This is a genomic window from Saccharothrix algeriensis (genome assembly GCF_016907655.1).
GTDB lineage: Bacteria > Actinomycetota > Actinomycetes > Mycobacteriales > Pseudonocardiaceae > Actinosynnema > Actinosynnema algeriense.
This window is the reverse complement of the sequence record NZ_JAFBCL010000001.1, coordinates 5,282,195-5,307,292: the sequence shown is the minus strand read 5'-3', so window position 1 is coordinate 5,307,292 and position 25,098 is coordinate 5,282,195. Positions and strand designations below refer to the sequence as shown.

Annotated in this window: 29 protein-coding genes; 10 read left to right on the top strand and 19 right to left on the bottom strand. The window is 75.0% G+C overall.

Features of this window, described 5'->3' with window-relative positions; translation table 11 throughout:
• Nucleotides 1-251: 251 nt before the first annotated feature.
• The 11 genes from nusB to JOE68_RS24260 form a co-directional block, all read right to left on the bottom strand.
• On the bottom strand, nucleotides 252-671 hold the full coding sequence (gene nusB, locus JOE68_RS24310) for a transcription antitermination factor NusB (RefSeq protein ID WP_204844589.1): 420 nt from the start codon (nucleotides 669-671) through the stop codon (nucleotides 252-254).
• A gap of 1 nt (nucleotide 672) precedes the next feature.
• Nucleotides 673-1,236, bottom strand: a complete 564-nt coding sequence (gene efp / locus JOE68_RS24305) for an elongation factor P (protein WP_204844588.1) — start codon at nucleotides 1,234-1,236, stop codon at nucleotides 673-675.
• Between the two features lie 52 nt (nucleotides 1,237-1,288).
• Nucleotides 1,289-2,374, bottom strand: coding sequence for a M24 family metallopeptidase (locus tag JOE68_RS24300; RefSeq protein WP_204844587.1), 1,086 nt, complete (start codon nucleotides 2,372-2,374; stop codon nucleotides 1,289-1,291).
• A gap of 190 nt (nucleotides 2,375-2,564) precedes the next feature.
• Complete coding sequence (locus JOE68_RS24295) at nucleotides 2,565-4,076, bottom strand: glycoside hydrolase family protein (protein WP_204844586.1); 1,512 nt, start codon at nucleotides 4,074-4,076, stop codon at nucleotides 2,565-2,567.
• A gap of 245 nt (nucleotides 4,077-4,321) precedes the next feature.
• Nucleotides 4,322-4,750, bottom strand: coding sequence for a type II 3-dehydroquinate dehydratase (aroQ, locus tag JOE68_RS24290; RefSeq protein ID WP_204844585.1), 429 nt, complete (start codon nucleotides 4,748-4,750; stop codon nucleotides 4,322-4,324).
• Nucleotides 4,747-5,853 carry a 3-dehydroquinate synthase gene (gene aroB, locus JOE68_RS24285; RefSeq protein ID WP_204844584.1) on the bottom strand — a complete coding sequence of 369 codons (1,107 nt, stop codon included), beginning with the start codon at nucleotides 5,851-5,853 and terminating at the stop codon, nucleotides 4,747-4,749. The genes aroQ and aroB overlap by 4 nt, the downstream gene beginning before the upstream one ends.
• Before the next feature lie 84 nt (nucleotides 5,854-5,937).
• Entirely contained in the window at nucleotides 5,938-6,453 is a 516-nt protein-coding gene (locus JOE68_RS24280; RefSeq protein WP_204844583.1) for a shikimate kinase, read from the bottom strand.
• A complete protein-coding gene (aroC, locus tag JOE68_RS24275; protein ID WP_204844582.1) occupies nucleotides 6,450-7,649 on the bottom strand; it encodes a chorismate synthase in 1,200 nt (399 codons plus the stop codon). The genes JOE68_RS24280 and aroC overlap by 4 nt, the downstream gene beginning before the upstream one ends.
• Before the next feature lie 21 nt (nucleotides 7,650-7,670).
• Nucleotides 7,671-8,237, bottom strand: coding sequence for a prepilin peptidase (locus tag JOE68_RS24270; protein ID WP_204844581.1), 567 nt, complete (start codon nucleotides 8,235-8,237; stop codon nucleotides 7,671-7,673).
• 91 nt (nucleotides 8,238-8,328) lie between these two features.
• Nucleotides 8,329-8,784, bottom strand: coding sequence for a PTS sugar transporter subunit IIA (locus JOE68_RS24265; RefSeq protein WP_204844580.1), 456 nt, complete (start codon nucleotides 8,782-8,784; stop codon nucleotides 8,329-8,331).
• Entirely contained in the window at nucleotides 8,781-9,014 is a 234-nt protein-coding gene (locus JOE68_RS24260; protein ID WP_204844579.1) for a PTS sugar transporter subunit IIB, read from the bottom strand. Before JOE68_RS24260 ends, JOE68_RS24265 begins: the two co-directional genes overlap by 4 nt.
• Before the next feature lie 164 nt (nucleotides 9,015-9,178).
• Between JOE68_RS24260 and JOE68_RS24255 the strand changes: the two genes are divergently transcribed.
• Genes JOE68_RS24255 through JOE68_RS24245 form a run of 3 tightly spaced genes read left to right on the top strand, consistent with a single transcriptional unit; the run spans nucleotide 9,179 to nucleotide 11,573 of the window.
• Nucleotides 9,179-9,940, top strand: coding sequence for a GntR family transcriptional regulator (locus JOE68_RS24255; protein ID WP_204844578.1), 762 nt, complete (start codon nucleotides 9,179-9,181; stop codon nucleotides 9,938-9,940).
• A 3-nt stretch (nucleotides 9,941-9,943) separates the two neighbouring features.
• Complete coding sequence (locus JOE68_RS24250; protein WP_239562336.1) at nucleotides 9,944-11,281, top strand: PTS transporter subunit EIIC; 1,338 nt, start codon at nucleotides 9,944-9,946, stop codon at nucleotides 11,279-11,281.
• 22 nt (nucleotides 11,282-11,303) lie between these two features.
• Nucleotides 11,304-11,573, top strand: a complete 270-nt coding sequence (locus JOE68_RS24245; protein WP_204844577.1) for an HPr family phosphocarrier protein — start codon at nucleotides 11,304-11,306, stop codon at nucleotides 11,571-11,573.
• 271 nt (nucleotides 11,574-11,844) lie between these two features.
• Here the strand turns inward: JOE68_RS24245 and JOE68_RS24240 are convergent, their stop codons facing one another.
• The 6 genes from JOE68_RS24240 to JOE68_RS24215 are packed head-to-tail and all read right to left on the bottom strand — an operon-like array spanning nucleotide 11,845 to nucleotide 17,781.
• Nucleotides 11,845-12,687 carry a shikimate dehydrogenase gene (locus tag JOE68_RS24240; RefSeq protein WP_307819862.1) on the bottom strand — a complete coding sequence of 281 codons (843 nt, stop codon included), beginning with the start codon at nucleotides 12,685-12,687 and terminating at the stop codon, nucleotides 11,845-11,847.
• Between the two features lie 2 nt (nucleotides 12,688-12,689).
• The gene (mltG, locus tag JOE68_RS24235; RefSeq protein ID WP_204844575.1) at nucleotides 12,690-13,901 is read right to left on the bottom strand and encodes an endolytic transglycosylase MltG; all 1,212 of its coding nucleotides are present in this window, start codon (nucleotides 13,899-13,901) and stop codon (nucleotides 12,690-12,692) included.
• Entirely contained in the window at nucleotides 13,898-14,413 is a 516-nt protein-coding gene (gene ruvX, locus JOE68_RS24230) for a Holliday junction resolvase RuvX (RefSeq protein ID WP_204844574.1), read from the bottom strand. The genes mltG and ruvX overlap by 4 nt, the downstream gene beginning before the upstream one ends.
• Complete coding sequence (alaS, locus tag JOE68_RS24225; RefSeq protein ID WP_204844573.1) at nucleotides 14,400-17,072, bottom strand: alanine--tRNA ligase; 2,673 nt, start codon at nucleotides 17,070-17,072, stop codon at nucleotides 14,400-14,402. The genes ruvX and alaS overlap by 14 nt, the downstream gene beginning before the upstream one ends.
• A 53-nt stretch (nucleotides 17,073-17,125) precedes the next feature.
• A complete protein-coding gene (locus JOE68_RS24220) occupies nucleotides 17,126-17,392 on the bottom strand; it encodes a hypothetical protein (RefSeq protein ID WP_204844572.1) in 267 nt (88 codons plus the stop codon).
• Nucleotides 17,389-17,781, bottom strand: coding sequence for a DUF948 domain-containing protein (locus JOE68_RS24215; RefSeq protein WP_204844571.1), 393 nt, complete (start codon nucleotides 17,779-17,781; stop codon nucleotides 17,389-17,391). Before JOE68_RS24215 ends, JOE68_RS24220 begins: the two co-directional genes overlap by 4 nt.
• Before the next feature lie 236 nt (nucleotides 17,782-18,017).
• Between JOE68_RS24215 and JOE68_RS31945 the strand changes: the two genes are divergently transcribed.
• Genes JOE68_RS31945 through JOE68_RS24205 form a run of 3 tightly spaced genes read left to right on the top strand, consistent with a single transcriptional unit; the run spans nucleotide 18,018 to nucleotide 20,274 of the window.
• Nucleotides 18,018-18,149: a hypothetical protein gene (locus JOE68_RS31945; RefSeq protein ID WP_275584740.1), complete on the top strand. Its 132-nt coding sequence runs from the start codon at nucleotides 18,018-18,020 to the stop codon at nucleotides 18,147-18,149.
• Nucleotides 18,150-19,337 (top strand): cupin domain-containing protein, encoded by a 1,188-nt coding sequence (locus JOE68_RS24210; RefSeq protein ID WP_204844570.1) that lies wholly within the window; start codon nucleotides 18,150-18,152, stop codon nucleotides 19,335-19,337.
• A gap of 16 nt (nucleotides 19,338-19,353) precedes the next feature.
• Nucleotides 19,354-20,274: a ferredoxin family protein gene (locus JOE68_RS24205; protein WP_204844569.1), complete on the top strand. Its 921-nt coding sequence runs from the start codon at nucleotides 19,354-19,356 to the stop codon at nucleotides 20,272-20,274.
• 80 nt (nucleotides 20,275-20,354) lie between these two features.
• Here the strand turns inward: JOE68_RS24205 and JOE68_RS24200 are convergent, their stop codons facing one another.
• Nucleotides 20,355-21,083 (bottom strand): SAM-dependent methyltransferase, encoded by a 729-nt coding sequence (locus tag JOE68_RS24200; protein ID WP_307819861.1) that lies wholly within the window; start codon nucleotides 21,081-21,083, stop codon nucleotides 20,355-20,357.
• A gap of 68 nt (nucleotides 21,084-21,151) precedes the next feature.
• Nucleotides 21,152-22,522 carry a replication-associated recombination protein A gene (locus JOE68_RS24195; RefSeq protein WP_204844567.1) on the bottom strand — a complete coding sequence of 457 codons (1,371 nt, stop codon included), beginning with the start codon at nucleotides 22,520-22,522 and terminating at the stop codon, nucleotides 21,152-21,154.
• 90 nt (nucleotides 22,523-22,612) lie between these two features.
• Between JOE68_RS24195 and JOE68_RS24190 the strand changes: the two genes are divergently transcribed.
• Genes JOE68_RS24190 through JOE68_RS24175 form a run of 4 tightly spaced genes read left to right on the top strand, consistent with a single transcriptional unit; the run spans nucleotide 22,613 to nucleotide 25,086 of the window.
• Complete coding sequence (locus tag JOE68_RS24190; RefSeq protein WP_204844566.1) at nucleotides 22,613-23,374, top strand: type VII secretion target; 762 nt, start codon at nucleotides 22,613-22,615, stop codon at nucleotides 23,372-23,374.
• 1 nt (nucleotide 23,375) lies between these two features.
• Entirely contained in the window at nucleotides 23,376-24,404 is a 1,029-nt protein-coding gene (locus JOE68_RS24185; RefSeq protein WP_307819860.1) for a CHAP domain-containing protein, read from the top strand.
• Nucleotides 24,401-24,667 (top strand): YbaB/EbfC family DNA-binding protein, encoded by a 267-nt coding sequence (locus tag JOE68_RS24180; RefSeq protein WP_239562335.1) that lies wholly within the window; start codon nucleotides 24,401-24,403, stop codon nucleotides 24,665-24,667. Before JOE68_RS24185 ends, JOE68_RS24180 begins: the two co-directional genes overlap by 4 nt.
• A complete protein-coding gene (locus JOE68_RS24175; protein WP_204844565.1) occupies nucleotides 24,667-25,086 on the top strand; it encodes a YbaB/EbfC family nucleoid-associated protein in 420 nt (139 codons plus the stop codon). The genes JOE68_RS24180 and JOE68_RS24175 overlap by 1 nt, the downstream gene beginning before the upstream one ends.
• The last annotated feature ends 12 nt before the right edge of the window (nucleotides 25,087-25,098 follow it).

Genomic DNA, 25,098 nt, shown 5'->3' with positions numbered 1-25,098 from the left:
GGGCGGGTGCCGCGCGCGCTCTTCGGCGCGCACCCGGGCACGCCGGTCGTCGGGTGCTGGGCGCCACGCTCGGCGCTGCCCGACCGGGCAGCGCCGGTCGACGGCGCCCGACCGCCCCGGGCACGCGCGACGACGCCCGGAGCCGCCGGGCGCTGCTCGTCCGGGCACGCCGGGCTGCGGTCGTCCGAACACGCCGGTCGCCGGTCGCCGGTCGCCGGTCGCCGGTCGTCCGAGCCTGCCCGGCCGACCGGCTACAGGACGGCCCGCAACTGGTCGGCGATGACGGCGATGCGGCCCAGCACGCCGTTGACGAACCGCGGCGAGTCGTCCGTGGACAGCTGCTTCGCCAGCTCCACGGCCTCGTCGATGGCGACCGCGTCGGGCACGTCGGCGGCCCACAGCAGCTCGTAGAGGCCCACGCGCAGCACCGCCCGGTCCACGCCCGGCATCCGCTGGAGCGTCCAGCCCTCGGCGTGCTCCGAGATCAGGTCGTCGATCCGCGGGCGGTGCGCGGTGACGCCCTCCACCAGGGCGACCGTGTAGTCGTTGATCGGCGGGACGTCCGGCGAGCCCACCCGCTCGGCGAGCAGGGTCACCGCGTCGACGCCCCGCAGGTCGGCCTCGTAGAGGACGTCCACCGCCCGTTTCCGGGCCTTGCTGCGCGCTCCCACGTCAGCCGTTGACCCGGCCGAGGTACCGGCCGTCGCGGGTGTCGACCTTGATCTTCTCGCCGGTCGTCACGAACAGCGGCACCTGGATCTCGGCGCCGGTCTCCAGCGTCGCGGGCTTGGTGCCGCCGGTGCTGCGGTCGCCCTGCAGGCCCGGGTCGGTGTGCTGGATGACCAGCTCGACGCTGGTCGGCAGCTCCACGTAGAGCGCGACGCCCTCGTGGACGGCGACGATCGCCTCCTGGTTCTCCAGCATGTAGTTCGCCGCGTCGCCGACCGTCTCGGCCGGGATGCCGATCTGGTCGTAGGTGTCGCCGTCCATGAAGACGAAGTCCGAGCCGTCCCGGTACAGGTAGGTCATGCCCCGCTTGTCCACGGTGGCCGTCTCGACCTTGGTGCCCGCGTTGAAGGTCTTGTCCACGACCTTGCCGGACAGGACGTGCTTCAGCGTGGTGCGCACGAAGGCGCCGCCCTTGCCCGGCTTGACGTGCTGGAACGCGGTGACGGTCCACAGCTGGCCGTCGAGGTTCAGCACCAGGCCGTTCTTCAGGTCGTTGGTGGTGGCCACGGGGTGGGCTCTCCTGTTACGTGTGCGCGGGCGTCCGCCGGGTGTTCGGGCGTCAGACGACCACTAGCTCTTTCGTGGTCAGGGTGAGGAGCTCCGGGGCGCCGTCGCGCACCACCAGGGTGTCCTCGATGCGGACACCGCCCCTCCCGGCGAGGTACACCCCGGGCTCGACCGTGACCGCCATACCGGGCAGAAGTGTACCGGCACCCGCCTTGGACAGCGCCGGAGCCTCGTGGATCTGGAGGCCGACGCCGTGCCCGAGGCCGTGCACGAAGTGCTCGCCGAAGCCCGCGCCCTCGATCACGTCCCGGGCCGCCGCGTCCACGGCGGCCACCTCCGCGCCGGGCGCCAGCGCCGCGCGCCCGGCCGCCTGCGCCGCCGCGACCAGCTCGTACAGCTCCCGCTGCCAGTCGGCGGGCGGGCCGACGACCAGCGTGCGGGTCATGTCGGAGTGGTAGCCGTCGACCAGCGCGCCGAAGTCGAGCTTGACGAAGTCGCCGGCGCGCACCACGGCGTCGGTCGGCCGGTGGTGCGGGACGGCCGAGTTGGCGCCGGTCGCGACGATGCTGTCGAAGCCGGGCCCCGCCGCGCCGTGGTCGAGCATCCGGCCCTCCAGCTCGCGCGCGATCTCCCGCTCCGTCCGGCCGGGGCGCAGGCCGCCGTGCTCGACCAGGCCCGCCAGCGCCCGGTCCGCCGCCGCGCACGCCATGCGCAGCGCCTCGACCTCGGCCTCGTCCTTGACCAGCCGCAGCTGCTCGACCAACCCGGGCGCGCGGGCCAGCTCGACCCGCTCGGCGGCCTCGGCGAGGGTGTCGAGGCCCTCCACGGTGACGTGGTGGCTCTCGTACCCGACCCGCCCCAGCCCCGCCCCGGCCGCCCGCCGCGCCAGCGCCACGTCGCAGGGCCGGTCGACGACCCGCTCCAGGTCCGGCACCTGGTGCGCGGCCTGGGTCAGGTAGCGGCCGTCGGTGCAGAAGGCGGTGGCCTCGTCGGACTCGGCGGAGACCAGCAGCGCGGCGTTGGACCCGGTGAACCCGGTGAGGTAGCGGACGTTGAGCAGGTCGGTCACCAGCAGCGCGTCCAGCTCCCGGTCCCGGAGCGTGGCGCGCAGTGCGGCGCGGCGAGGTGCGTACGGCATAGCCCGCAGCCTAAAGGCCGGTAGGAAGGGGCACAGCGGGCGTTCGAGGCGGGCCACGTGCGCGGCCGGCGGCCCCGGCCGGGGCCGCCGCACGCCGGGGCCCCGGTCGGGGCCGGGGCGGCGAGCGCGCACGACCCCGGCGCGCTGCCCCGCCCCGAGCGGGCGGGGCCCGCGCGGGCGGGGTGGCCGCTCAGCGGCGCAGGTCGCCACCCTGCTCGTAGCCGTCCCAGGTCTGCTGGGAGACCGGGACGACCGGCGAGGAGTTCAGCGTCACCACCTCCTGAGCCGCCTCCCGGTCGCCCACCGGCCACAGCCGGCCGTCCAGCACCAGGCCCAGCCTGCCGTCCGGGGCGCGGACGGCCTGCGCGCCGGCCGGGAGCCGGGCGGCCGGCGGCAGCGCGTCCACGGCGGGCGGGCGGTGGTCCAGGACCCGGGTGGCCAGGCGGTCGGCCACCGAGCGGCGCTCGACCCGGACGACCTCGCCGCCCACGACCAGGTCGACGGTGTTCTCCGGGGACGGCACGGCGAAGCCGTCGAGCACGCGGGCGGCCTGCCCGGACCCGCAGCCGGGCGCGTTCACCAGGTCCAGGCCGAAGTGGGACAGGTCGGTGGGCGCCGCGGCGGCCCCGTCGACGGTGGCGCGCACGACGTCCAGCGGGACGCGCCCGCACGGGTCCTCGGGGGAGATCGGCGCGTGGCCCTCCGGGGTGCGGACCAGGCCGGGCCCCTCGCGCCAGGGGCCGGGGATGGTCACCGCCGGGATCGGGTTGGCGGTGAAGTCGTGGTCCCAGAAGGTCACCGTGGTGCCCTGCTCGGTCTCATGGGCGATGGCGAAGGCCCTCAGCGCGGCCACGTACATCCAGTCGGCGCTGAACGCGTCGACCACCGAGCGGGTGCGGGGCCGGCGCGTGTCGGCGACCGGCTCGAACCCCCGCTCGCCCAGGGCTTCCACGTGGTTGAGGAACGTCGGGTCCTTGGCGCGCAGCACGAACTGGCCCGCGCCGTTCCAGCCGGCGGCCCGGCCGGTGGTGTCGGTGAACATCAGGTAGAACCAGCCGTCGACGAAGAGCACCGACGGCTGGCCCGCGCCATAGGTGTTGTCGCGGGTGGTGTCGTAGGAGGGGCTGACGATCGGCCGCCCGCCCGCCTCGCGGGTCCAGCGGACGCCGTCCGGGCTGCTCGCGACGCCGATCGCGTTGCCGTGCGCGTGGTCGCCCGCCGCGCCGGTGTAGTACAGGTAGTACCTGCCGCCGACCTTGAGCACCGACGGGTCGCAGACGTGCATCCCGTCGAAGCCGGTCGCGCTGCCGGACAGCACGGGCTGCCCGGAGCTGCCGTCGGGCGCGGTGAACGGGCCGGCGGTGCCGGCGCTCTCGGCGTGGAGCAGGTCGTCGCCGGGCGGGTCGGCGGAACCGAGCTGGCTGCACCACCACATGCGCAGCCGGCCGCCCTCGGCCAGCACCGCCGGGCCGTAGTTGTACGGGGCCTGCGGGCCGGCGGCGACGACACCGGGGCTGCGCCGGGCCCGGTCGGTGGCGACCGGCGGCGGTGGCCTGCGGCTCGCGGCGGCGGGTGCGGGCGCGGTCGCGGACGGCGCGGTCGAGGTGCCGGGCGCGGGCACCGGTTCGGCGATGCCGGGCGCGCACGCCGCCAGCACGGCTAAGGCGAGGGCGGATCCGAGGAGCCTCGTCGGGCCGGCCATGGTCTCCACTTCCGAACGGCGGTCGACACCGGGGGCGCGAGGCCACGGCCGGTTCCGGTCCAGTGTAGAGAGCGGCTCACTCGGACGGGTGAGGGACGGAAATCCTCTTCTCGGGGGTTGTCCGCCTGGCTTGGAGACGGTCGGTGTTCGTCAGGCACACGGTGCGGTGAAGTAGCCCACCCGGCCGTGCTCCGCGCAGGCCGGGTCGGACACCCACAGCTCCACGTGGTGCAGGGGGCCGTGCGTCATCCCCCGGTGGTCAGCCAGCGGATCGCGAGGGCGTAGCCCTGGACGCCGAGGCCCACGATCACGCCCGCCGCCACGTCGGACAGGTAGCTGTGGTGGCGGAACGGCTCCCGCTTGTGCACGTTGGAGATGTGCACCTCCACCAGGGGCGCGGTGAGCTGGGCGCACGCGTCGCGCACGGCGATCGAGCTGTGCGTCCACGCGCCGGCGTTGAGCACGACCGGGATCCCGTCGTCGGCCGCCCGGTGCAGCCACCCGAGCATCTCGCCCTCGGAGTCGGTCTGCCGGACCTCCACCTCCGCGCCCAGCTCGCGGCCGGTCGCCTCGCACAGGGCGACCAGGTCGGCGTAGGTGGTGCGGCCGTAGACGTCCGGTTCGCGGGTGCCGAGCCGGCCGAGGTTCGGGCCGTTGAGGACGAGCACCCTCACAGCAGCACGCTCCCGCCGGACGTCGCGTCCGCGGCCACCGCGGAGTACGCGGCGGCGATGAGCGACGGGTCCGGGCCCTCCAGGCGACCGGGCTTGGCCGGCCCGTCGAGCACCACGAAGCGCAGCACGCCGGAGCGGTTCTTCTTGTCCGACCGCATCCCCTCCAGCAGCTGGGGCAGCGCGTCCGGGTCGTAGCGGGTGGGCAGGCCCAGCGCGGTGAGCACGCGGCGGTGCCGGTCGGCGGTCTCGTCGTCCAGCCGGCCGGCCAGGCGGGCCAGCTCGGCGGCGAACACCAGGCCGACGCTGACCGCCGCGCCGTGCCGCCAGCGGTAGCGCTCGCGGCGCTCGATGGCGTGGCCGAGGGTGTGGCCGTAGTTGAGGACCTCGCGCAGGTCGGACTCGCGCAGGTCGGCGGACACCACGTCCGCCTTGACCCGGATCTTGCGCCGGACCAGCTCCTCCAGCACGTCGCCGGTCGGGTCCAGGGCGCGCTCCGGGTCGTCCTCGATCAGGTCCAGGATCACCGGGTCGGCGATGAAGCCGCCCTTGACGACCTCCGCCATGCCCGCGACCAGCTCGTTGCGCGGCAGGGTCTCCAGGGTGGCCAGGTCGACCAGCACGGCGTCGGGCTCGTAGAAGGTGCCGACCAGGTTCTTGCCCGCGTCGGTGTTGATGCCGGTCTTGCCGCCGATCGCCGCGTCCACCATGCCCAGCAGCGTGGTCGGCACGTGCACCAGGCGCACGCCGCGCATCCAGGTGGACGCGACGAACCCGGCCAGGTCGGTCACCGCTCCCCCGCCGAGGCCGACCACGACGTCCCGGCGGCCCAGCCCGATCTGCCCGAACACGGTCCAGCAGTACCCGGCGACCCGCAGGTCCTTGCCGTCCTCGGCGTCGGGCACCTCGACGCGGTGCGCGTCGACACCGGCCGCCGCCAGCTCCTCGCGGACCGCCTCGGCGGTCTCGGCGAGCGTGGGCGTGTGGACGATCGCCGCCTTGTCCGTGCCCCGCAGGGCCTCGACCAGGTCGCCCAGCAGGCCGCGGCCCACCACCACGTCGTACGGTCGTTCCGCGGCCACGCGGATCCGCACCGGCTCGCCCATCACCACTCCCCTCCGTCGGTCACCGACCTCATTCGACCACGGCCGCCCCGGGCGCGCGCACGCCCCGCCGACGGGCGGCGGCGCTCACCCCGCCGAGGGCCGCCAGCGGGCGAGCACGGCGTCGACCACCTGCTCGGGCTCCAGGTCGTCGGTGACCACCTCGACGGTCGCGACCTCCCGGTACAGCGGCAGGCGGGCGTCGAGCAGCGCCTTGAACGTCGAGCGCGGGTTCACCCCGGCCAGCAGGGGCCGCGCGGTGGACAGGCCGGTGCGCCGCACGCCCTCGGCCGTGCCGACGTTGAGGAACACCACGGCGTGCCCGGCCAGGCGCTCGCGCGTCGCGGCGGACAGCACCGCGCCGCCGCCCAGCGCCAGCACGCCGTCGTGCTCGGCCAGGCCCGCGGCCACCGCGTCCTCCTCCAGCGCCCGGAACGCCGGCTCGCCGTCGGTGGTGAAGATGTCCGAGATGGCCCGGCCCGTCGCGGTCACCACGTCCTCGTCGGTGTCCCGGAAGGACACCCCCAGGCGCTCGGCGAGCAGCTGCCCGACCGTCGTCTTGCCCGCTCCGGGCGGGCCGAGGACGACCAGCCTCGGGCTCACCGCCCCTCCCAGCGGGCTTCCAGCGCCGCCAGGTACGACGCCACGTTGCGCTTGGTCTCGGTGATCGAGTCGCCGCCGAACTTCTCCAGCGCCGCCTCCGCGAGCACCAGCGCCACCACCGACTCCAGCACCACGCCCGCCCGCGGCACGGCGCAGACGTCCGACCTCTGGTGGATCGCCACGGCCGGCTCACCGGTCCGGACGTCCACGGTGGACAGTGCGCGCGGGACGGTCGAGATGGGCTTCATCGCGACCCGCACCCGCAGCGGCTCGCCGTTGGTGATGCCGCCCTCCAGGCCGCCGGCCCGGTTGGAGCGGCGCGTCACGCCCTTCGGCCCGGGGCCGCGGTCGATCTCGTCGTGCGCCTGGCTGCCCCACCGCTCGGCGGTGGTGAAGCCGTCGCCGACCTCCACGCCCTTCATCGCCTGCACGCCCATCAGCGCGCCCGCGAGCCGCGCGTCCAGCCGCCGGTCCCAGTGCACGTGCGACCCGAGGCCGGGCGGCAGGCCGTAGGCGATGACCTCGATCACGCCGCCGACCGTGTCGCCGGCCTCCTTGACCGCCTCCACCTCGGCGACCATCGCCTCGGTGCCGCGCGGGTCGAACGCCCGCACCGGGCTCGCGTCCACCGCCGCCAGGTCGCCGGGACCGGGCGTCGCCGCGTCGTCCGGCGTCCGCGCCCGGCCGATGGACACCACGTGGCTGACCACGTCGGCGTCGAAGACCTGCTTGAGGAACTGCCGGGCCACCGTGCCCAGCGCGGTGCGGGCGGCGGTCTCCCGCGCGCTGGCCCGCTCCAGCACCGGCCGCGCCTCGTCGAACCCGAACTTCTGCATCCCGGGCAGGTCGGCGTGGCCGGGCCGGGGCCTGGTCAGCGCCTCGTTGCGGCCGGTGGGCTTGAGCTCGGCCGGGTCGACGGGGTCGGCGGACATCACCTTCTCCCACTTGGGCCACTCGGTGTTGCCGATCCGCACGGCGATCGGGCCGCCCTGGGTCAGGCCGTGGCGCACGCCACCGAGGATCTCGACCTCGTCGGCCTCGAACCCCATGCGGGGGCTGCGCCCGAACCCGAGCCGTCGGCGTTCCAAGTGGACGGTCAGGTCGGCAGTGGTGACCTCCACCCCGGCTACCATGCCTTCCAGCACGGCGACCAGGGCCGGTCCGTGGGACTCCCCAGCGGTGATCCAGCGCAGCACGCGCCGAATCCTTCCACAGCCTCACCACGGCCCCCACACCGATGTCAGCCAGGTCGCACCGACCAGGCCCGGCCCGTGCGGCAGCCCGTCCGCCGGCCACCGCACCGCCACGACCAGCGTGATCGCGCTCGCCACCGCCGCGGCCACCGGCAACGCCTGCCACGACACCGCTCCCAGGACCGCGCCCAGCGCCCCGGACAGCTTCACGTCGCCGCCGCCCAGGGCCGAGCGGCGCAGCCGGCGCACGGCCAGGTGCGCCGCCAGGAAGACCAGGCACCCGCCGAGCGCCCGCCCCGGGTCGGCCCCGGCGGACCACAGCGCGACCGCCACCGCCGGGTAGGCGGGCAGCGTCAGCGCGTCGGGCAGCCGCCCGCATCGGAGGTCCGCAGCGGCGAGCAGCACGCCCAGCCACGCCAGCAGGAGCGGCACCGGCAGCCAGCGCGGCGGGCTGACCAGGGCCGCGGCGGACCACAGCGCGGCCGTGGGCGCGGCGCACCACGGCCACCGCACGTCCGCGCCGCGGGGCAGGGCGCGCAGCAACCGCGAACCGAGGACCCCGGCGCCCAGGCCGGACAGCGCGACGAGCACGGGTCCACGGTGGCGGACCGCCCGCCCCGACGACAGGGGCGGGTCCGGCCGGGTGGTCCACCCGGCCGGACCCGCCCCCGGGGACGAGCCGTCAGCGCTGCCAGGAGAACAGGGCGTCCCCGGCGGCCACCGGGCCGCCGGGGGCCTGGTCGACCAGGGCGTCGGCGGTGGCGTCGAGCGCGACGACCGGGCAGATCGGGGCGAACCCGGCCGCCTCGACCTCGGCCGGGTCCCACGTCACGACCGGCTGCCCCGCGCGCACCTGCTCACCCTTGACCACGTGCAGGGTGAAGCCCTCGCCCCTGCGCCGCACGGTGTCGATGCCCAGGTGCACCAGGACCGCGGCGCCGTCGGCGGTGGCCACGACGAACGCGTGCGGGTGCAGCGTCACGACCGTGCCGTCCACCGGCGCCACCGCCTCGCCGGCCACCCGGTCGGGCTCCACGGCGACGCCGGGGCCCACCATCGCCTGGGCGAACACCGGGTCCGGCACGTCGGTGAGCGGCACCACGCGCCCGGCCACCGGACTGGTCACCCGCAACGTCACAGCAGGTCCTCGATGTCGCTCGCGATGGTGTCGGCCTCGGGGCCGACGACGACCTGCACGACGTTGCCCGACCGCATCACGCCGTGGGCGCCGGCCGCCTTGAGCGCCTTCTCGTCCACCAGGCCGCCGTCCTCCAGCTCACAGCGCAGGCGCGTGATGCAGGGCTCGATCTCCACGATGTTGTCCGCCCCGCCGAGCCCGGCGAGGATCTGCTCCGCCTTGTCCGCCACTACGAGTCCTCTCTCGACACCTGCACTGAGGGTGCCACCGCTCGGCCACGGTCCCGTAACGGCGGTTGACACCCGGTTGGCACGCGGAGCATCCTCCCCGCACCAACTGGTCTAGACCGGAAAGTACCAATCCGGTCATGACCGCGCGAGCACGGGGAGGTGTCATGAACCGCAACGAGATCGTCGACGGGCCCAAGCCCAAGCACGCCCAGCTCAGGGACATCCTGCGGCGCATGGCCGAGCAGGAGCTGCCCCCCGGCTCGCCGATCCCGTCCGAGCGCGACCTGGCCCGGCAGTACCGGGTGTCCCGGATCACCGTCCGGGCCGCGGTCGGGCAGCTGGTCAGCGAGGGCTTGCTGACCAGGGCCAAGGGACGGGGCACCTTCACCGCCCGTCGCCGGATGGACGTCCAGCTGTACCTGGAGTCCTTCACCGACGACATGCGCCGGCGCGGGCTCACGCCCGCCACCGAGGTCCACCGGTGCGCCGACGAGGCGCCGCCACCCGCGGCGGCGACCGCGCTCGGCCTGGCGCCGCACGAAACCGCTTGTCGCCTCGTCCGCCTGCGCAGGGCGGACGGGGTACCGCTGGCCGTCGAACGCGGCTGGTACCACCCCCGGATCGTGCCCGGCCTGCACCGGCACGACCTGACCGGATCGCTGTACACGCTGCTCGCCGACACCTACGGGGTGCAGTTGGACCACGCCAAGCAGACCGTCTGGGCCGAGGGAGCCGACCCGGAGAACGCGAAGCTGCTGGGAGTCAGAACCGGCAGCCCGCTGCTCGTGTTCCGGCGGGTGACCAGCTCCGCTGGGCAGCCCGTCGAGGACATGACGTCCTGGTACCGGGGCGATCTCTACCAGGTGACCATGCAATTGGACCGGACCGACCCGGAATCCGGCCCGTTCTCCGCCAAAGGGAGGTAACCCATGAGCGCCAGCGCCCCACAGGCCGTCGGCGGTCGTGACATCAAGGGCCTTGCCACGTTGCAGCGGTTCGGTCGCAGCCTCATGCTGCCGATCGCCGCGCTGCCCGTGGCCGGTCTCCTGGCCCGGCTCGGCCAGCCCGATCTGCTCGGCAAGGACGGCTTGGGGTGGGACAAGGTCGCGGCCGTCATCGGCAACGCCGGTGACTCGATCCTCGGCGCGCTGCCGCTGCTGTTCGCGGTGGGCATCGCGATCGGGTTCGCCCGCCGGGGCGACGGTTCGACGGCCCTGGCCGCCGTGGTCGGCCACGTGGTGATGCAGGGCGTCTTCGCCGCCATGTCGCCGTTCGTGCTCGACCAGCCGACGGAGGTCGGCGCCAAGCCGGTGCTGATCGACTACCGGGTGCTCGGCGGCATCGTGGTCGGTCTGATCACCGCCGTGCTCTGGCAGAAGTACCACCGGATCAAGCTCCCGCCGTACCTGGCGTTCTTCGGCGGTCGCCGGTTCGTGCCGATCCTGGTCGCCGCCGTGATGGTCGTGGTCGCGGTCCTGCTCGGCCTGATCTACCCCGTGTTCAACGCGGGCATCCGCAGTCTCGGCGAGGCCGTCACCGGCAGCACCATCATCGGCGCGGGCATCTTCGGCGTCGTCAACCGCCTGCTGATCCCGCTGGGCCTGCACCACATCATCAACAACGTGGTGTGGTTCCAGTTCGGCGAGTACACCGACGCCACCGGCAAGGTCGTCCACGGCGACATCCCGCGCTTCCTGGCGCACGACCCGACCGCGGGCACCTTCCAGACCGGCTTCTTCCCGATCATGATGTTCGCGCTGCCCGCCGCCGCCCTGGCGATCGTGCACACGGCGCGGCCGGCGCAGAAGAAGATCATCGGCGGCATCATGGGCTCGGCCGCCCTGACCGCGTTCATCACCGGCGTCACCGAGCCGCTGGAGTTCGCGTTCATGTTCGTGGCGTGGCCGCTGTACCTGATCCACGCGGTGCTGACCGGCACGTCGCTGGCCATCACCAACGCGCTGGGCGCCAACGACGGGTTCTTCTTCTCCGCGGGCGCGATCGACATGATCCTCAACTGGGGCATCGCGACCAAGCCGTGGCTGCTGATCATCGTCGGCCTCGTCTACGCGGTGATCTACTACTTCCTGTTCCGCTTCGTGATCACCAAGTGGAACCTGAAGACCCCCGGCCGCGACGACAACGAGGACCCGGAGGCCGACCCCAGCTCGGTCGAGGCGGGCGCGGCCGAGGCCCGCGCCGCGGACACCGACGCCGGGGAGGGCGGGGCCCGGCGCAAGCGCACCCCGCGCGCGGACAACGCCTGAGAACGACACGAGAGGACGCACCATGCCTGAGCGACGGGTCACCGTGGCGAGCAAGGTGGGGCTGCACGCCCGCCCTGCCGCGCTGCTGGCCAAGGCGGCAGCCGGCCAGCCGGTGAAGGTCACCATCCGCAAGGACGACGGCCAGCCGGTCGAGGCGGCCAGCGTGCTGGGTCTGATGACGCTGGGCGCGATGCACGGCGACGAGGTCGTGCTCGCCGCCGACGGCGAAGGCGCGGACTCCGCGCTGGAGGCCATCGCGGAACTCATCGCGTCCGACCTGGACGAGGGCTGATCCCACGCCGAAGCCGGCCGGAGCCCTGCTCGCACCCTCGCGCGAGCAGGGCTCCGGCCGTCCGCGCGGCGGTCGGGCGGCGGCAGCCGAACGGCACGACCGCGGACGGCACGACCCCGGACGGCACGACCCCGGACGGCACGACTCCGGGCGGCACGACCGCGGACGGCACGACCGCGGACGGCAGGAGCCCTGACCGCACAACAGCAGACCGCACGGCCCCGGACCGCACGCGGTCGGCGCGGGCGGCCCGGTCACCGGAGGGGTCGGCTCACCGATCCAGGGGCAGCGGCAGGATGTCGCCGGTCGCGGCGCGCAGGGCGGCGCGCATCGCCGCCCGGGGCGCGGGCCGGCCGGTGAACTGCTCGCACTGGCCGAACGCCTGGTGCAGCAGCATGTCCAGGCCCGTCGCCGACGACCGCCCGCGCCGGGCCAGCGCGCGGGCCAGCGGCGTCGGCCACGGGTGGTAGACGACGTCGAGCACGCACGGAGCCTCGGCCAGCGCGTCGGCGATCGGCTCGGTGGCGGCCGGCGGCACGGTGCTCACCAGCACGTCCGAGGAGGCGGCCAGGTCGGCGAAGTCCGCCCCGGCCCACTCGACCAGGTCCAGCGGCACGCCCACGCGCTCGGCGCACGCCAGCGCCTCGGCCGCCCGCGCCGCCGAGCGGACCACCAGCGAGAACGACCGCACCCCGAGCGAGGCCAGGCCCACCAGGGCCGCGGTGGCGGTGCCGCCCGCGCCCAGCAGCACGGCGCGCGACCCGCCGGCGAACCCGCCGGCCGCCCGCAGCGCGCCCACCACGCCGTCCACGTCCGTGCAGTCCGCGCGCCAGCCGCCGGGCGCCGGCACGAGGGTGTTCGCCGCGCCGACCAGCGTCGCGCGGGGCGTCACCGACGAGGCGACCGCCAGGGCCGCGCGCTTGCCCGGCATCGTCACCGACAGGCCCGCCCACGACGGGTCCAGCCCCCGCACCAGGGGCTCGACGCCGGCGGCGTCGCACTCGACCCGCGTGTAGGTCCACGGCAGGCCCAGGGCCTCGAACGCGGCGTTGTGCAGCACCGGGGACAACGAGTGGGCCACCGGCGAGCCGATGACCGCGGCCTGGCGCACCACCGTCAGAAGACCCCTTCCTCGCGGGCCTTGGCCGCCAGGCGCTCGTGCTCGTCCAGCGAGTCGGAGAAGCACGTCGTGCCGTCCTTCTGGCACTTGACGAAGAACAGGAACTCACCGGGCTCGGGGTTGATCGCCGCCGCGATCGCCTCGCGGCTGGGCGAGCCGATCGGGGTCGGCGGCAGGCCCAGCACCTGGTAGGTGTTGTACGGCCCGGAGCGGTTGCGGTCCTCGTCGCTGGTCGTGACGATCGGGCGGTCGAGCTTGTAGTTGACCGTCGAGTCGAACTCCAGCTTCTGGTTGATCGACAGCCGCTTGTAGATGACCTGGGAGATCCGGCCGAAGTCCTTCCGCAGGCCCTCCTTCTCCACCAGCGACGCGATGCCCAGCACCTCGTAGGGCCGGAAGCCGGTGGCCGCGGTGCTCCCCGGGATGCCGTAGCCCTGCAACCGGGTGGTCGACGTCTCGATGACGCCCTTGAGCAGCTCGGTCGCCGTCGCGCCCGGCTTCGGGTGGTACAGGCCCGGCACGATGAGCCCCTCGAGGCGGTGCTCGCGCGGCGAGCGGGCGAAGTCGCCCAGCGCCCACTCCGGGATGCCCAGGGCCGCCGCGTCGGCGTTCTCCGCCGCGTCGCGCAGCTCCTGGGGGCTGACGCACTTCTTCACGCCGTCCAGCTCCGCGCACGAAGCCTCGGACAGCATCGACAGGATGCCCTTGACGACCTTGCCGTCCACGCCGGTGATGTCGTGCAGGACGTTGCCGCCCCGGACCTCCAGCGGCACGAACTTCGTGCCCGGCGCGGTCATCCGCTCGACCGCCGCCTGCCCGGACATCCTGGTCTTCATCTGGTAGAAGCCCGGCTGGATGGCGGTGACCCGCGAGTCGCCCTTGCCCGCCTCGGTGAACGCCCGCGCGCTGGCCACCACGTCCTTCTCCTCCAGCGCGGAGGCGATGGCCGTGACCGGGTCGCCGTCCTTGACCTCGACCACGACGTCGGCCTCGCCCGTGCCGGGGTAGTCCTCGTACGAGCCGATGCCGCTCAGCGTCCGGTACCCGTAGTAGGCGCCGACCCCGCCGACGGCCAGGATCAGCGCGAAGACGGTCCACAGCACCGCCCGCTTGCGCGTGCGCCCGGTGGGCCGCGCCGCCTTGGCGCCGCGCGGCCGCTCGTCCTGGCGCACGTCCGATTCGCCGAACAACCCGAGGTCGTCGCTCACGTGCGGTCCTTCGCTCCGGGGGCCCGCCCCTCGTCGGCGGGGCGGGCCGCGTTTCGCGACCGCCCGTCCAGCCAGGACTGCAAGATCTCGACCGCGGCAGCCTGGTCCACGACGGCACGTCGCCTCTTGCCTCGCACCCCGCGCTCGGCCAGCACCCGATCGGCCGTGACCGTGGTCAGCCGCTCGTCGTGCAGCCGCACCGGCACCGGGGCGACGCGCTCGGCCAGCGCCGCAGCGTACGCCGCCGCCGACTCCGCCGCCGGCCCGTGCCGGCCGGCGAGCGTGCGGGGCAGTCCGACCACGACCTCGACCACGTCGTGCTCGGTGACGAGCCCGGCCAGGTCCGCGAGGTCCCGACCGGTCTTCCCGTCACGGGCCAGGGTAACCAGCGGGGTCGCCAGGAAGGCGCTCGGGTCGCTCAGGGCGACGCCCACCCGCACCGACCCGACGTCGACGCCCAGCCTCCGACCGAGGCCGGGGTCGTCGACGCCGGGCCGGTCAGCGCTGCTCAACGGCGCGGTCCACCTCGGCGCGCAGGGCGGCCAAGGCTTCGGGCACCCCGGCCGCGTCGGTGCCGCCGCCCTGGGCCAGGTCCGGCTTGCCGCCGCCCCGGCCGCCGACGGCGGGGGCGAACGCGGGCACCAGCTTGCCGGCGGCGAGCCCCAGCGAGCGGGCGGCGGCCGTGGTGGCGACCACGAAGCTCACCTTGTCGCCGTCCGGGGCGAACAGGCCGACCACGCCGGGCCGGTCGCCGAGCCGGTTGCGCACCTCGCCGGCCAGCGTCCGCACGTCGCCCGCGGGCACGCCCCCGGGCAGGGCGAGCGCCACCACGGCGACGCCGCGCACGTCCAGCGCCTGCTCGGCCAGCGACCCGGCCTCGGACAGCAGCTGGGCGGCGCGCACCCGCTCCAGCTCCTTCTCCGCCGCGCGCAGCCGCTCGACCAGGGCCTCGACCCGGGCCGGGACCTCGGCGTCGGGCACCTTGAGCAGGCCGGCCACGTTCTGCACCAGGGCCCGCTCGCGGGCCAGGTACTGGAACGCCTCGATGCCGACGTAAGCCTCCAGCCGGCGCACGCCCGAGCCGACCGACGACTCGCCGATGACCGTGATCGGGCCGATCTGCGAGGAGTGCTCGACGTGCGTGCCACCGCACAGCTCGCGCGACCACGGCCCGCCGATCTCGACCACGCGCACGGTCTCGTCGTAGGTCTCGCCGAACAGGGCGATCGCGCCCATCTCCTGGGCGCCGCCCATGTCGGTGTAGACGACCTGCACCGGCAGGTCGCGCCGGACCGCGAGGTTGGCGACCTCCTCGATCTCGCTGCGCGCCTCGTCGGACAGGCCGCCGGTCCAGGCGAAGTCCAGCCGCAGGTAGCCGGGCTTGTTGTAGGAGCCGCTCTGCAGCGCGGACGGGCCGAGCACCTGGCGCAGGGCGGCGTGCACGACGTGCGTGCCGGAGTGGCCCTGGCGGGCGCCGACGCGCCACTCCGGGTCCACCCGGGCCTCCACGCGCTCGCCCTCGGCGATCTCGCCGGAGAGCACCCGCACCTGGTGCACCCACAGCTTGCGGGCGACCTTCTGGACGTCCACGACCTCCAGCTCGGCGCCGCCGGACACGATCGTGCCCGCGTCGCTCTCCTGGCCGCCGGACTCGGCGTAGAGCGGGGTGCGGTCGAGCACGACCTCGACGATCTCGCCCTCGCGGGCCGAGCGGACCCGCCGGCCGCCGCTGACGATGCCGCGCAGGGTGGCCTCGGAGGCCAGCTCCCGGTAGCCGGTGAACTCGGTCGCGCCCAGGTCGAGCAGCTCCCGGTAGACGGTCTGGTCGCCGTGGCCGGTCTTCTTGCCGGCGGCGTCGGCCTTGGCGCGGGCGCGCTGCTCGGCCATCAGCTTGCGGAACCCCTCCTCGTCCACGGTCAGGCCCGCCTCCGCGGCCATCTCCAGGGTGAGGTCGATGGGGAAGCCGTAGGTGTCGTGCAGCTGGAACGCCTTGTCGCCGGGCAGCGTGGCCCGGCCGTCGGCCTTGACCTCGGCGGCGGCGCCCTCGAAGATCCGCGACCCGGACTCCAGGGTGCGCAGGAAGGTGTCCTCCTCGGCCTGGAGCACCTGGGCGATCCGGGGGAACCCGCTGACCAGCTCGGGGTAGGTCGGGCCCATGGCGTCGCGGACCAGCTCGGCGAACCGCACCAGCACCGGCTGGGTCACGCCCAGCAGGCGGGCCGAGCGGACGATGCGGCGCAGCAGGCGGCGCAGCACGTAGCCGCGGGCCTCGTTGCCGGGCGTGACGCCGTCGCCGACGATCAGCACGCCGGAGCGGGCGTGGTCGGCGATGACGCGGAACCGCACGTCGTCGACCGGGTCGTCGCCGTACTTGCGGCCGGACAGCCGCTCGGCCTCCCGGATCACCGGCAGCACGAGGTCGGTCTCGTAGACGTTGTCGACGCCCTGGAGCAGGAAGGCGACCCGCTCCACGCCCATGCCGGTGTCGATGTTCTTCTTCGGCAGCGAGCCGACCGGCGGGTGGCCCAGCTTGGGGCTCTGCTCGCCGCGCACGTCCTGCATGAAGACCAGGTTCCAGATCTCCAGGTACCGGTCCTCGTCCACGACCGGGCCGCCCTCGCGCCCGTAGGCGGGGCCGCGGTCGTAGTAGATCTCCGAGCACGGGCCGCCGGGACCGGGCACGCCCATGTCCCAGTAGTTGTCCTTGCCGTCGCGGCGCTGGATGCGCTCCTCGGGCAGGCCGGCGACCTTCTTCCACAGCTCGATGGCCTCGTCGTCGTCCAGGTAGACGGTGACCCAGATGCGCTCGGGGTCGAAGCCGTAGCCGCCGTCGTCCTGGGACTTGGTGATCAGCTCCCAGGCCAGCCGGATGGCCTCTTCCTTGAAGTAGTCGCCGAACGAGAAGTTGCCCGCCATCTGGAAGAACGTGTTGTGGCGGGTGGTCTTGCCGACCTCGTCGATGTCCGGGGTGCGCACGCACTTCTGGATGCTGGTGGCGCGCTGGAACGGCGGCGGGGCCTCGCCGAGGAAGTACGGCTTGAACGGCACCATGCCGGCGTTGACGAACAGCAGGTTCGGGTCGTCCAGGATGAGCGAGGCGCTGGGCACGTAGGTGTGGCCGGCCCGCTCGAAGTGCTCGCGGAAGCGCTTGATGATCTCGTGGGTCTGCACGGGTGAGTCCTTGGCTGTGGTGGGTGTCCGGGGCGCGGTGAGGCGGGCGACCCCTAGCGGTCGCCCGCCCTGCGCGCTCGCCGACCCGGCGCGTGCCCCGTCTGCCGCTCCACGGTGTCGTGCAGCTCCTGCTCGCGCTCGGACATGCCCGCGCGCACCTCCGCGCCGAACGACCCGATCGCGCCGGCCAGCTCCCGCAGGCCCTCGCCCACGTTCGCGCCGATGCCGGCCGGGGTGGCGGCGTGCGCCGCCTGGCCCGCCTTGCGGGTGGCGAACACGCCGGCGGCGATGCCCAGGCCGAACCAGAACAGCCGCCTCATCGCCGACCTCGCCGGGAGTGCTTGGTGGTGGCCTGGGCCGCGGAGCGCCGCGCCCGGATGGCCTTGCTGACGCCGTAGGACAGCGCGGCGGCCTTCACCAGCGGGCCGCCGAGGGTGGCGGTGAACAGCGAGGTCAGCGCGGAGACGTTGCCGGTGACCGCGCGCGCGTTGGCGGTGATGCCGTCCACCCGCTCCAGCTGGGCGTTCACGTGCGTGATGGTCGTGTTCGCGCCGGTGAAGAGCGGGTCGCTGTTCTGGTGGGCCTTGCGGATGGCGATGGTGGCCTCGTCCAGCGTGCGCCCCAGCTTGACCAGCGGGATGGCCAGCAGGATCACCAGCAGCACGAACGCGCCGGCGGCGACCAGCGCGGCGATCTGCCCTGGCGACACGGGTCCTCCCGAAAAAAGCTTGCTGGGCGTTGGGCGCCCCAGGTTACCGCGTGTCGGCCGGATGACCTGCGGTGGATCACGGTTGTGTCCGCCGAACGGGTCCGGGCCACTTGTGAGAAGTACTCGGATGACCGATGACCTGGGGCGTTGCGGTGCATTAGCGTGATCTTCGCTGTTTCGCACCGGCAGTGCGGCCCGACTCCCGAGCGGAGCGGGCCCCGGCGAGAGGACACGGCATGGCCCACGAGATCCAGCCCGCGCAGGAGGCCCCGGCCGGCGGTCTGCTGCTCAGCTCCGAGGCGCTGGGCGCCGCCGTCGACCGCAACAAGGTCAACGGGGCGGTCGACGACACCGACGGCAACGACTGAGTGACCGCCTGGACCCTGGCTGACCTCGTGGCACCGATCGGGGTCAGCCAGTTCCACGCCGCGGTGCAGGGCCGGACCCACCGGCGGTTCCCCGGCCGGGCGGGGCGGTTCGCCGACCTGGCCCCGTGGTCGGAGGTCGACCGGGTGCTGCGCGAGCACAGGTTGGACCACCCCCGGTTGCGGCTGGCCCGGGACGGCGAGCTCGTCCCCGCGCACACCTACTCCGAAGTGGTGGAGACCCGGCGCACGGGCCCGGTGCCGCGCCTGCTGCCCGCCGCGTTCGCGGAGCAGCTCCGCGGCGGGGCCACGCTGGTGCTGGACTCGGTGCACGAGCTGTTCGGGCCGGTGGGCGAGCTGGCCGTGGCGCTGGAGCACGACCTGCGGGAGCGGGTGCAGGTCAACCTGTACGCGGGGTGGGGCGTCACGCACGGCTTCGACGTGCACTGGGACGACCACGACGCGCTCATCGTCCAGGTCTCGGGCCGCAAGCGGTGGCGGGTGCACGGCCCGACCCGGCCGGCCCCGCTGCGGCGCGACGTGGAGCTGCCGCGGCGGCCCGAGGGCGAGCCGCTGGACGACTTCGTGCTGGAGGACGGCGACGTGCTCTACGTGCCGCGCGGGCACTGGCACGACGTCTCGGCGCTCGGCGCGGAATCGCTGCACCTGACCATCGGGTTCAGCCCGGCCACCGGCGCGGACCTGGTCGCGTGGCTGGCCGACCGGGTGCGGGCGGACGAGGCGTTCCGCACCGACCTGCCCTGGTTCGCCCCCGCGGAGCAGCAGCGGTCGCGCGCCGAGGCGCTGCGTGAGCGGGTGGTCGCGCTGATGGGCGACGACGTGGTCGGGCGCTTCCTGGCCGACCGGGACGCGCAGGCGCCGGCGATCCAGCACACGGGCCTGCCCTGGACGGCGACGCCGGACCTGCTGCCGCCCGACGACGAGGCCGAGGTGCGGCTGCTCACACCGCGCGCAGTGCTCACCGCCGGCCCGGAGACTGTGTCGCTGGCCGCGGCGGGCAGGCGGCTGGTGTTCGCGGCGGCGGCGGCGCCGGTGCTGGAGCTGCTCGTGGGCAGCGCGTGGCGCCCGGTGAAGGCCCTGGTGGAGGCGGGTGCGCCCGAGGTGGACCGGGTGACGGTGCGAGCCCTGCTCGCGGAACTGGTCACACAGGGCCTGCTCGCCCCCCGGTGATCCGATAAGCTTAGGTATGCCTAACGCAAGTTCGGGGCTGCCGGGGTGCGCGATCCTCACGCGCCAACTGGGCAGCAACCCGGCCGGCACCGCGGCACGCATGTCGTCGTGGCTGCTCGTCGAGCAGCCCGGCCCGTGGCCCGCCGACGCGTTGGAGCAGACCCTGGCCCCGGTGTTCCCGCCGGGGCGGCTGGACGGGCCGCGGGCCGCGGGCCTGCGACCGCTGCTCATCCGCCGCCCCGGCCGGCACCTGCGGGACGGCGCCGGGCCGCGCGCGGTGTTCGTCGGCAGCGGCGTGCCCGGCAACCGGTGGCTGGAGCGGCTGGACTTCGCCGACCTGGCCGCGCTGGACCTGGACGCGCTGGCGGCGGGTGTGCCGGGGCACGGCGAGCCCGTCGACGGGCCGCTGTTCCTGGTGTGCACGCACGGCACGAAGGACATGTGCTGCGCGGTCCTGGGCCGCCCGCTGGCGGGCGTGCTGGGCCAGAACCACCCCGGTCGGGCGTGGGAGGTCAGCCACGTCGGCGGCGACCGGTGGGCGGGCAACCTGCTGGTCGTGCCGGACGGGTTCCTGCACGGGCAGCTCGACCCGGGCGAGGCGGCGCTGGTGGCGAAGGCCGCGCTGGCCGGGCAGGTGCAGCCCGAGCAGCTGCGGGGCCGGACGTCCGCGTCGAGCCCGTGGGCGCAGTACGCCGAGATCGCGCTGCGCAAGCACCTCGGGCTGCGCGGGCTGGACGCCGCGCTGGCGGTCGACGAGCGGCCGGTCGGGCAGGCGGACGACGGGGTGCGGGTGGTGACGGTCCGGTGCGCGGACCACCGGTACGAGGTGACCGTGCACCGCAACTCGGCCGGGCCGTCGGGCACCAGCCGCTGCTCGGGCGTGATCACGCCGCCCGCGTACACGACGCGCAGCATCACGGCCCTCGTGCGGCGTTGACCCGCCGGGTGGCCCGGTGGTCCGCCGCCGGGCGGGAGCCGTCCCGCCCGGTATCCCCGGCCGGGCGGGACGGCGGGTCCCTACCGGCGGGCCAGGGTGAGGTAGGCGAAGCCCAGGCTGCCCCGGTAGCCCTTCAGCCACCCGTCGCGGTGCTCGTCCACGATCGCCCGCACCCCGGCCGCCTCCGGGTGGTCCGGGTTCTCCAGCAGCCAGCGCTCCCGGACGGCGCACCAGCGGGACTCGAAGGAGTCCCACTCGTCCCGCGTGGCCGTGGCCAGGTTGAGCAGCCGGTAGCCGCAGGCCATCGCCAGGTCCACCAGCTCGTCGAGCGACCCGAGGCCCTCCTCGCCGAAGACCTCCAGCGCGCGGGCGTTCGGCGCGCTCTCCCAGAACCCGTCGCCGAGCAGCAGCCGACCGCCGGGCGCGAGCCGGGCGCGCATCGCCTCCAGGGTCTGCCGCGTGCCGCCCCAGGCGTGCGAGGAGCCGATCGAGATCGCCACGTCCGCCGCCGGGGCCCGGTAGGTCGTCACGTCCGCCAGTTCCAGCCGGACCCGGTCGCCCAGGCCCCGGGCCCCGGCGTTCGCCCTGCCCCGGGCGATGGCGAGGTCGTCCGAGTCGACGCCCAGGCCGGTCGCGCCCGGTTCGTGCTCCACCGCCCGCAGCAGCAGCTCGGCCCAGCCGCAGCCGTAGTCGACGACGGCCGCGTCGCGCAGCGGTGCGAGGGTGTCGATCAGGTCGTACGCCTTCGCGTCCGACAACGGCGAGTTGAAGTCGAGCAGGGCATGGCCATTGGCCGGAACGTCGGTCACGGCGCACACCGTCGCAGACGCGGCCCCGATCGGCACCGGATTTTCCCGCCGGCCCCGGCCCACCGCGCCTACTCGCGCCGCTCCTGGCCGCGCACCGCGCGGCGCAGCTTCGGCAGCCGCTCCGCGATGTAGCGCTCGGCGCCCCGACCGGTCGGCTCGTAGTAGTCGCGGCCCACCAGGTCGTCCGGCGCGTACTGCTGGGCCAGCACGCCCTCGGGCACGTCGTGCGGGTAGCGGTAGCCCCGCGCGCTGCCCAGCTCCGCCGCGCCCGCGTAGTGGCCGTCGCGCAGGTGCGGGGGCACCGCGCCGATCGCGCCCTTGCGCACGTCCGACAGGGCCGCGCCGATCGCGACGGTCACCGCGTTCGACTTGGGCGCGGTGGCCAGGTGGACCGTCGCGTGGGCCAGGTTCAGCGCGCACTCGGGCAGCCCGATCAGCTGCACGGCCTGCGCGGCGGCCACGGCGGTCTGGAGCGCGGTCGGGTCGGCCATGCCCACGTCCTCGCTGGCGTGGATCACCAGCCGCCGCGCGATGAACCTCGGGTCCTCCCCCGCCTCGATCATCCGGGCCAGGTAGTGCAGCGCGGCGTCCACGTCGGAACCGCGGATGGACTTGATGAACGCGCTGGTCACGTCGTAGTGCTGGTCGCCCTGCCGGTCGTAGCGGACGGCCGCCCGGTCGACGGTGGCCTCCAGCGTCGCCAGGTCCAGCACCCCCGCGCCCGGCGCGCCGGGCCCCGGCACCGCGTCGGCGGCGGCCTCCAGCGCCGTCAGCGCCCGCCGCGCGTCGCCGCCGGCCAGCCGCACGAGGTGGTCCTCGGCGGCCGGCTCGACGGTGACGGCGCCGTTCAGGCCCCGCTCGTCCGCGACCGCGCGGCGGACCAGGGCGCGCACGTCGTCGTCGCCCAGCGGGCGCAGCTGCAGCACCAGCGACCGGGACAGCAGCGGGGAGACCACCGAGAAGAACGGGTTCTCCGTGGTCGCCGCGACCAGCAGCACGATCCGGTCCTCCACCGCGCCGAGCAGGGCGTCCTGCTGGGTCTTGGAGAACCGGTGCACCTCGTCGATGAACAGCACGGTCGACTCGCCGGAGCGCACCAGGCGGCGGCGCGCCTCGTCGATGACCGCGCGGACCTCCTTCACCCCCGCGGAGAGCGCGGACAGCGCGGCGAACCTGCGCCCGGTGGCCTGCGACACGAGCGTGGCCAGGGTGGTCTTGCCGGTGCCGGGCGGGCCGTAGAGCAGCACGGACGCGGGCGAGGAGCCCTCCACCAGCCGGCGCAGCGGCGCGCCGGGGCCGAGCAGGTGGTCCTGGCCGACGACCTCGTCCAGCGCGCGCGGGCGCATCCGCACCGCCAGCGGCGCGTTGGCGGCGATGCGCCGCCGGCGCTCCTCCGGCTCCACGCCGAACAAGCCCTCGTCGAACAGCCCTTCGTCCACGTGTTCGACTGTAGCTCCCCCGTGCAGTCCCGCTGTCCGAGCGTGCAGCGGCGGTTCCGCCGCCGGCGGCGGGCCCGCCAGGGTGGCGGCATGAGCAGGCTGAGCCCGGAGCGGATCGCCCGGCACGCGCACGACGCGGGGTTCCGCGGCGAGGACCTCGCGATCGCGGTGGCGGTCGCGCTGGCGGAGTCCGGCGGCGACCCGCGCGCCCACAACCCCACCCCGCCGGACGACTCCTACGGGCTGTGGCAGATCAACATGCTCGGGTCGCTGGGGCCGGCGCGGCGGCGCGAACTGGGGCTGGGCTCCGACCGCGAGCTGTTCGACCCGGCGGTGAACGCCGCGGCGGCCCGCCGGATCTCCGGCGACGGCCGGTCCTGGACGCCCTGGTCGACCTACACCAGCGGCGCGTACCGCAAGCACCTGGACGAGGCGCGACGCGGGGTGAAGGCGTTGGGCCGCAACGGTTCCGGAGGGGGTGACAGCGGCGCGGACGGGCCCGGCGGGCGCGGTGGAGCGGGCCGGCGCGGCGGTTCCGGCGGTTCCGGCGGGTTCTCCGTCGACCTCGGGGTGCTGCGCGACTACGCGCGGCGCACGCGGAACACCGCCGACGACCTCACCGCGCTGGGGCGCGGGCACGTCCGCGAGGTCCGCGGGGTCACCGAGGACAGCTTCGGCCGCATCGGCAGGCAGTCCGGGTTCACCGAGGCCCTGGACGGGTTCGGCGCGGCGCTGCGCAAGCAGGTCAAGGCGGTCGCGCGCAACACCGACGCGCTGGCGTCGTCGGCCTCCCGCGCCGCCCGGTCGTACCAGGATCAGGACGATGACGTCGCCCGCTCGCTGAGGAGCTGAGGTGTCCACAGTGGACTCACGAGCGATGGCCCGGCACTTCGCGGAGAGCATGATCGGGCACCGCAACAGCCTGGCGGGCAAGGCGGAGGACGCGATCGAGGTGCAGCACGCGCTGAACCGGACCGCGGCCGGCCTCGCCGACCGGCACGACGACCACCGCAGGGCGGCCAGGACCGTGCTGGAGCACTGGGAGGGCGCGAACTCCCGGGGCTTCGAGAAGCGCTCGGCCCGGCTGGACCGGCAGCTCCGGGTCACCTCCGACGCCGCGCGCGACGCGGAGGTGATCGTCGCCGGCGTGAGTGGCGCCCTGGCCACCGGGCACGCCAGGGCGCGGCGGGCAGTGGACGAGTACCTGGACCGGGCCACCCGCCTGCTCGACGCCGGGGTGGCGGTCGGCACGCGGGCGGCGCTGCTGCGCGCCGTCGCGGCGGCGGCCGACCTGGAACCGGGCTACGCGGAGGAGACCGCCGCGGCCGTCCGGCGGGCGCGCGGCGAGCTGGAGGACGCGGCCCGCCGGCTGCGCGCGCTGGAGCGCGAGGTCGAGCACGACGGCGTGGCCGACGCGCGGGCCGAGCGCACCCGCGGCCGGACCCGGCCGGCCGAGGCGCGGGCCCGCGGCCGGGTCCGGACGGTCGTGTCGGCCGCCCGGGGACAGCTCGGCGTCCGCGAGGACCCGCCGGGCAGCAACCGCAACCCCTACGGCCCGACCGCGCCGTGGTGCTCGTCGTTCGCGACGGCCATGTGGCGCAAAGCGGGCGTGGACATCCCGCTGCTGCCGTTCACCGGCGACGTGTTCCGCTGGGGGCAGCGCAACGGCAAGGCGTACACGGCGCTGAGCGCCGTGCGGCCCGGCGACGTGCTGCTGTTCGGCACCGGGCCGCAGAGCCCGTCGACCAGCACGCACATCGGCATCGTGGAGAAGGTCTCCGGCGACACCGTCACCCTGATCGAGGGCAACTCCGGCGACGGCGTCCGGCGCAACACCCACAGCCTCGGCTCCGGCAAGTTCTACGGAGGGGTGCACCCGTGATCAGCGCACGTGCCCACGACCCGGACCGGGGCGTCGCGGTGGAGGTGGGGCCGGGCGGCGCGCTGCTCGACCTGACCCTGGACGGCCGCGCACCGGGACCGGACCTGGCCCGGACCATCCTGGCCCTGGTCGACGCCGCCACCGCGCGGGCCGACGCGCGGGCCGGCCACGCGCTGGGCGACCTGTCGGCCCTGGGGTTGGCGGTGGGCGCCGGGCAGGAGGAGTCCGCGGAGGACACCACCCCGACCACGTGGAGGGTCTGATGGACGCGCGCGGGCCCGGTCTCGGCGAACGGCTCGACGCGATCCGGGCGGAGGCGTCCGGCGACGGGGTGTCGGTGACCGTCGACCTGCACGGCAAGCCGGTGGACCTGGCCTTCAGCCGGGAGGCGCTCGCCCTGCGGCCCGAGGCGCTCGCGCACGCCGTGCGGCGGCTGGTGGCCCGTGCGGCGGCCGACGCGCTGTCCCGGGCCACGGCCGTGCTGTCCGAGGTCGTGCCGGTCGACTGGCTGGACCCCGCGGGGCAGCCGGATCCCACGGGGCAGTCGGACCCTGCGGAGCGCTCGGCCCTCACAGGACGGTCGGGCCTCGCGGGGCGGCTGGGCGCGGTGGAGCGATTGGACGCGGTCGAGCGGCCGGCCGCGGTGGAGCGACCGGGCGCGGCGGGTCCCTGGGCCTGGTAGGCGCCGGGGTCG

What these genes read in the sequence shown, in the direction of transcription:
- JOE68_RS31945 (WP_275584740.1), top strand. Translation starts at nt 18,018, where the DNA reads ATGGCCCACGAGATCCAGCCCGCGCAGGAGGCCCCGGCCGGCGGTCTG.
- JOE68_RS24255 (WP_204844578.1), top strand. Translation starts at nt 9,179, where the DNA reads ATGAACCGCAACGAGATCGTCGACGGGCCCAAGCCCAAGCACGCCCAG.
- JOE68_RS24245 (WP_204844577.1), top strand. Translation starts at nt 11,304, where the DNA reads ATGCCTGAGCGACGGGTCACCGTGGCGAGCAAGGTGGGGCTGCACGCC.
- JOE68_RS24205 (WP_204844569.1), top strand. Translation starts at nt 19,354, where the DNA reads ATGCCTAACGCAAGTTCGGGGCTGCCGGGGTGCGCGATCCTCACGCGC.
- JOE68_RS24175 (WP_204844565.1), top strand. Translation starts at nt 24,667, where the DNA reads ATGGACGCGCGCGGGCCCGGTCTCGGCGAACGGCTCGACGCGATCCGG.
- JOE68_RS24190 (WP_204844566.1), top strand. Translation starts at nt 22,613, where the DNA reads ATGAGCAGGCTGAGCCCGGAGCGGATCGCCCGGCACGCGCACGACGCG.
- aroB (WP_204844584.1), bottom strand. Translation starts at nt 5,853, where the DNA reads ATGGGCGAGCCGGTGCGGATCCGCGTGGCCGCGGAACGACCGTACGAC.
- JOE68_RS24295 (WP_204844586.1), bottom strand. Translation starts at nt 4,076, where the DNA reads ATGGCCGGCCCGACGAGGCTCCTCGGATCCGCCCTCGCCTTAGCCGTG.
- JOE68_RS24220 (WP_204844572.1), bottom strand. Translation starts at nt 17,392, where the DNA reads ATGAGGCGGCTGTTCTGGTTCGGCCTGGGCATCGCCGCCGGCGTGTTC.
- JOE68_RS24250 (WP_239562336.1), top strand. Translation starts at nt 9,944, where the DNA reads ATGAGCGCCAGCGCCCCACAGGCCGTCGGCGGTCGTGACATCAAGGGC.
- JOE68_RS24300 (WP_204844587.1), bottom strand. Translation starts at nt 2,374, where the DNA reads ATGCCGTACGCACCTCGCCGCGCCGCACTGCGCGCCACGCTCCGGGAC.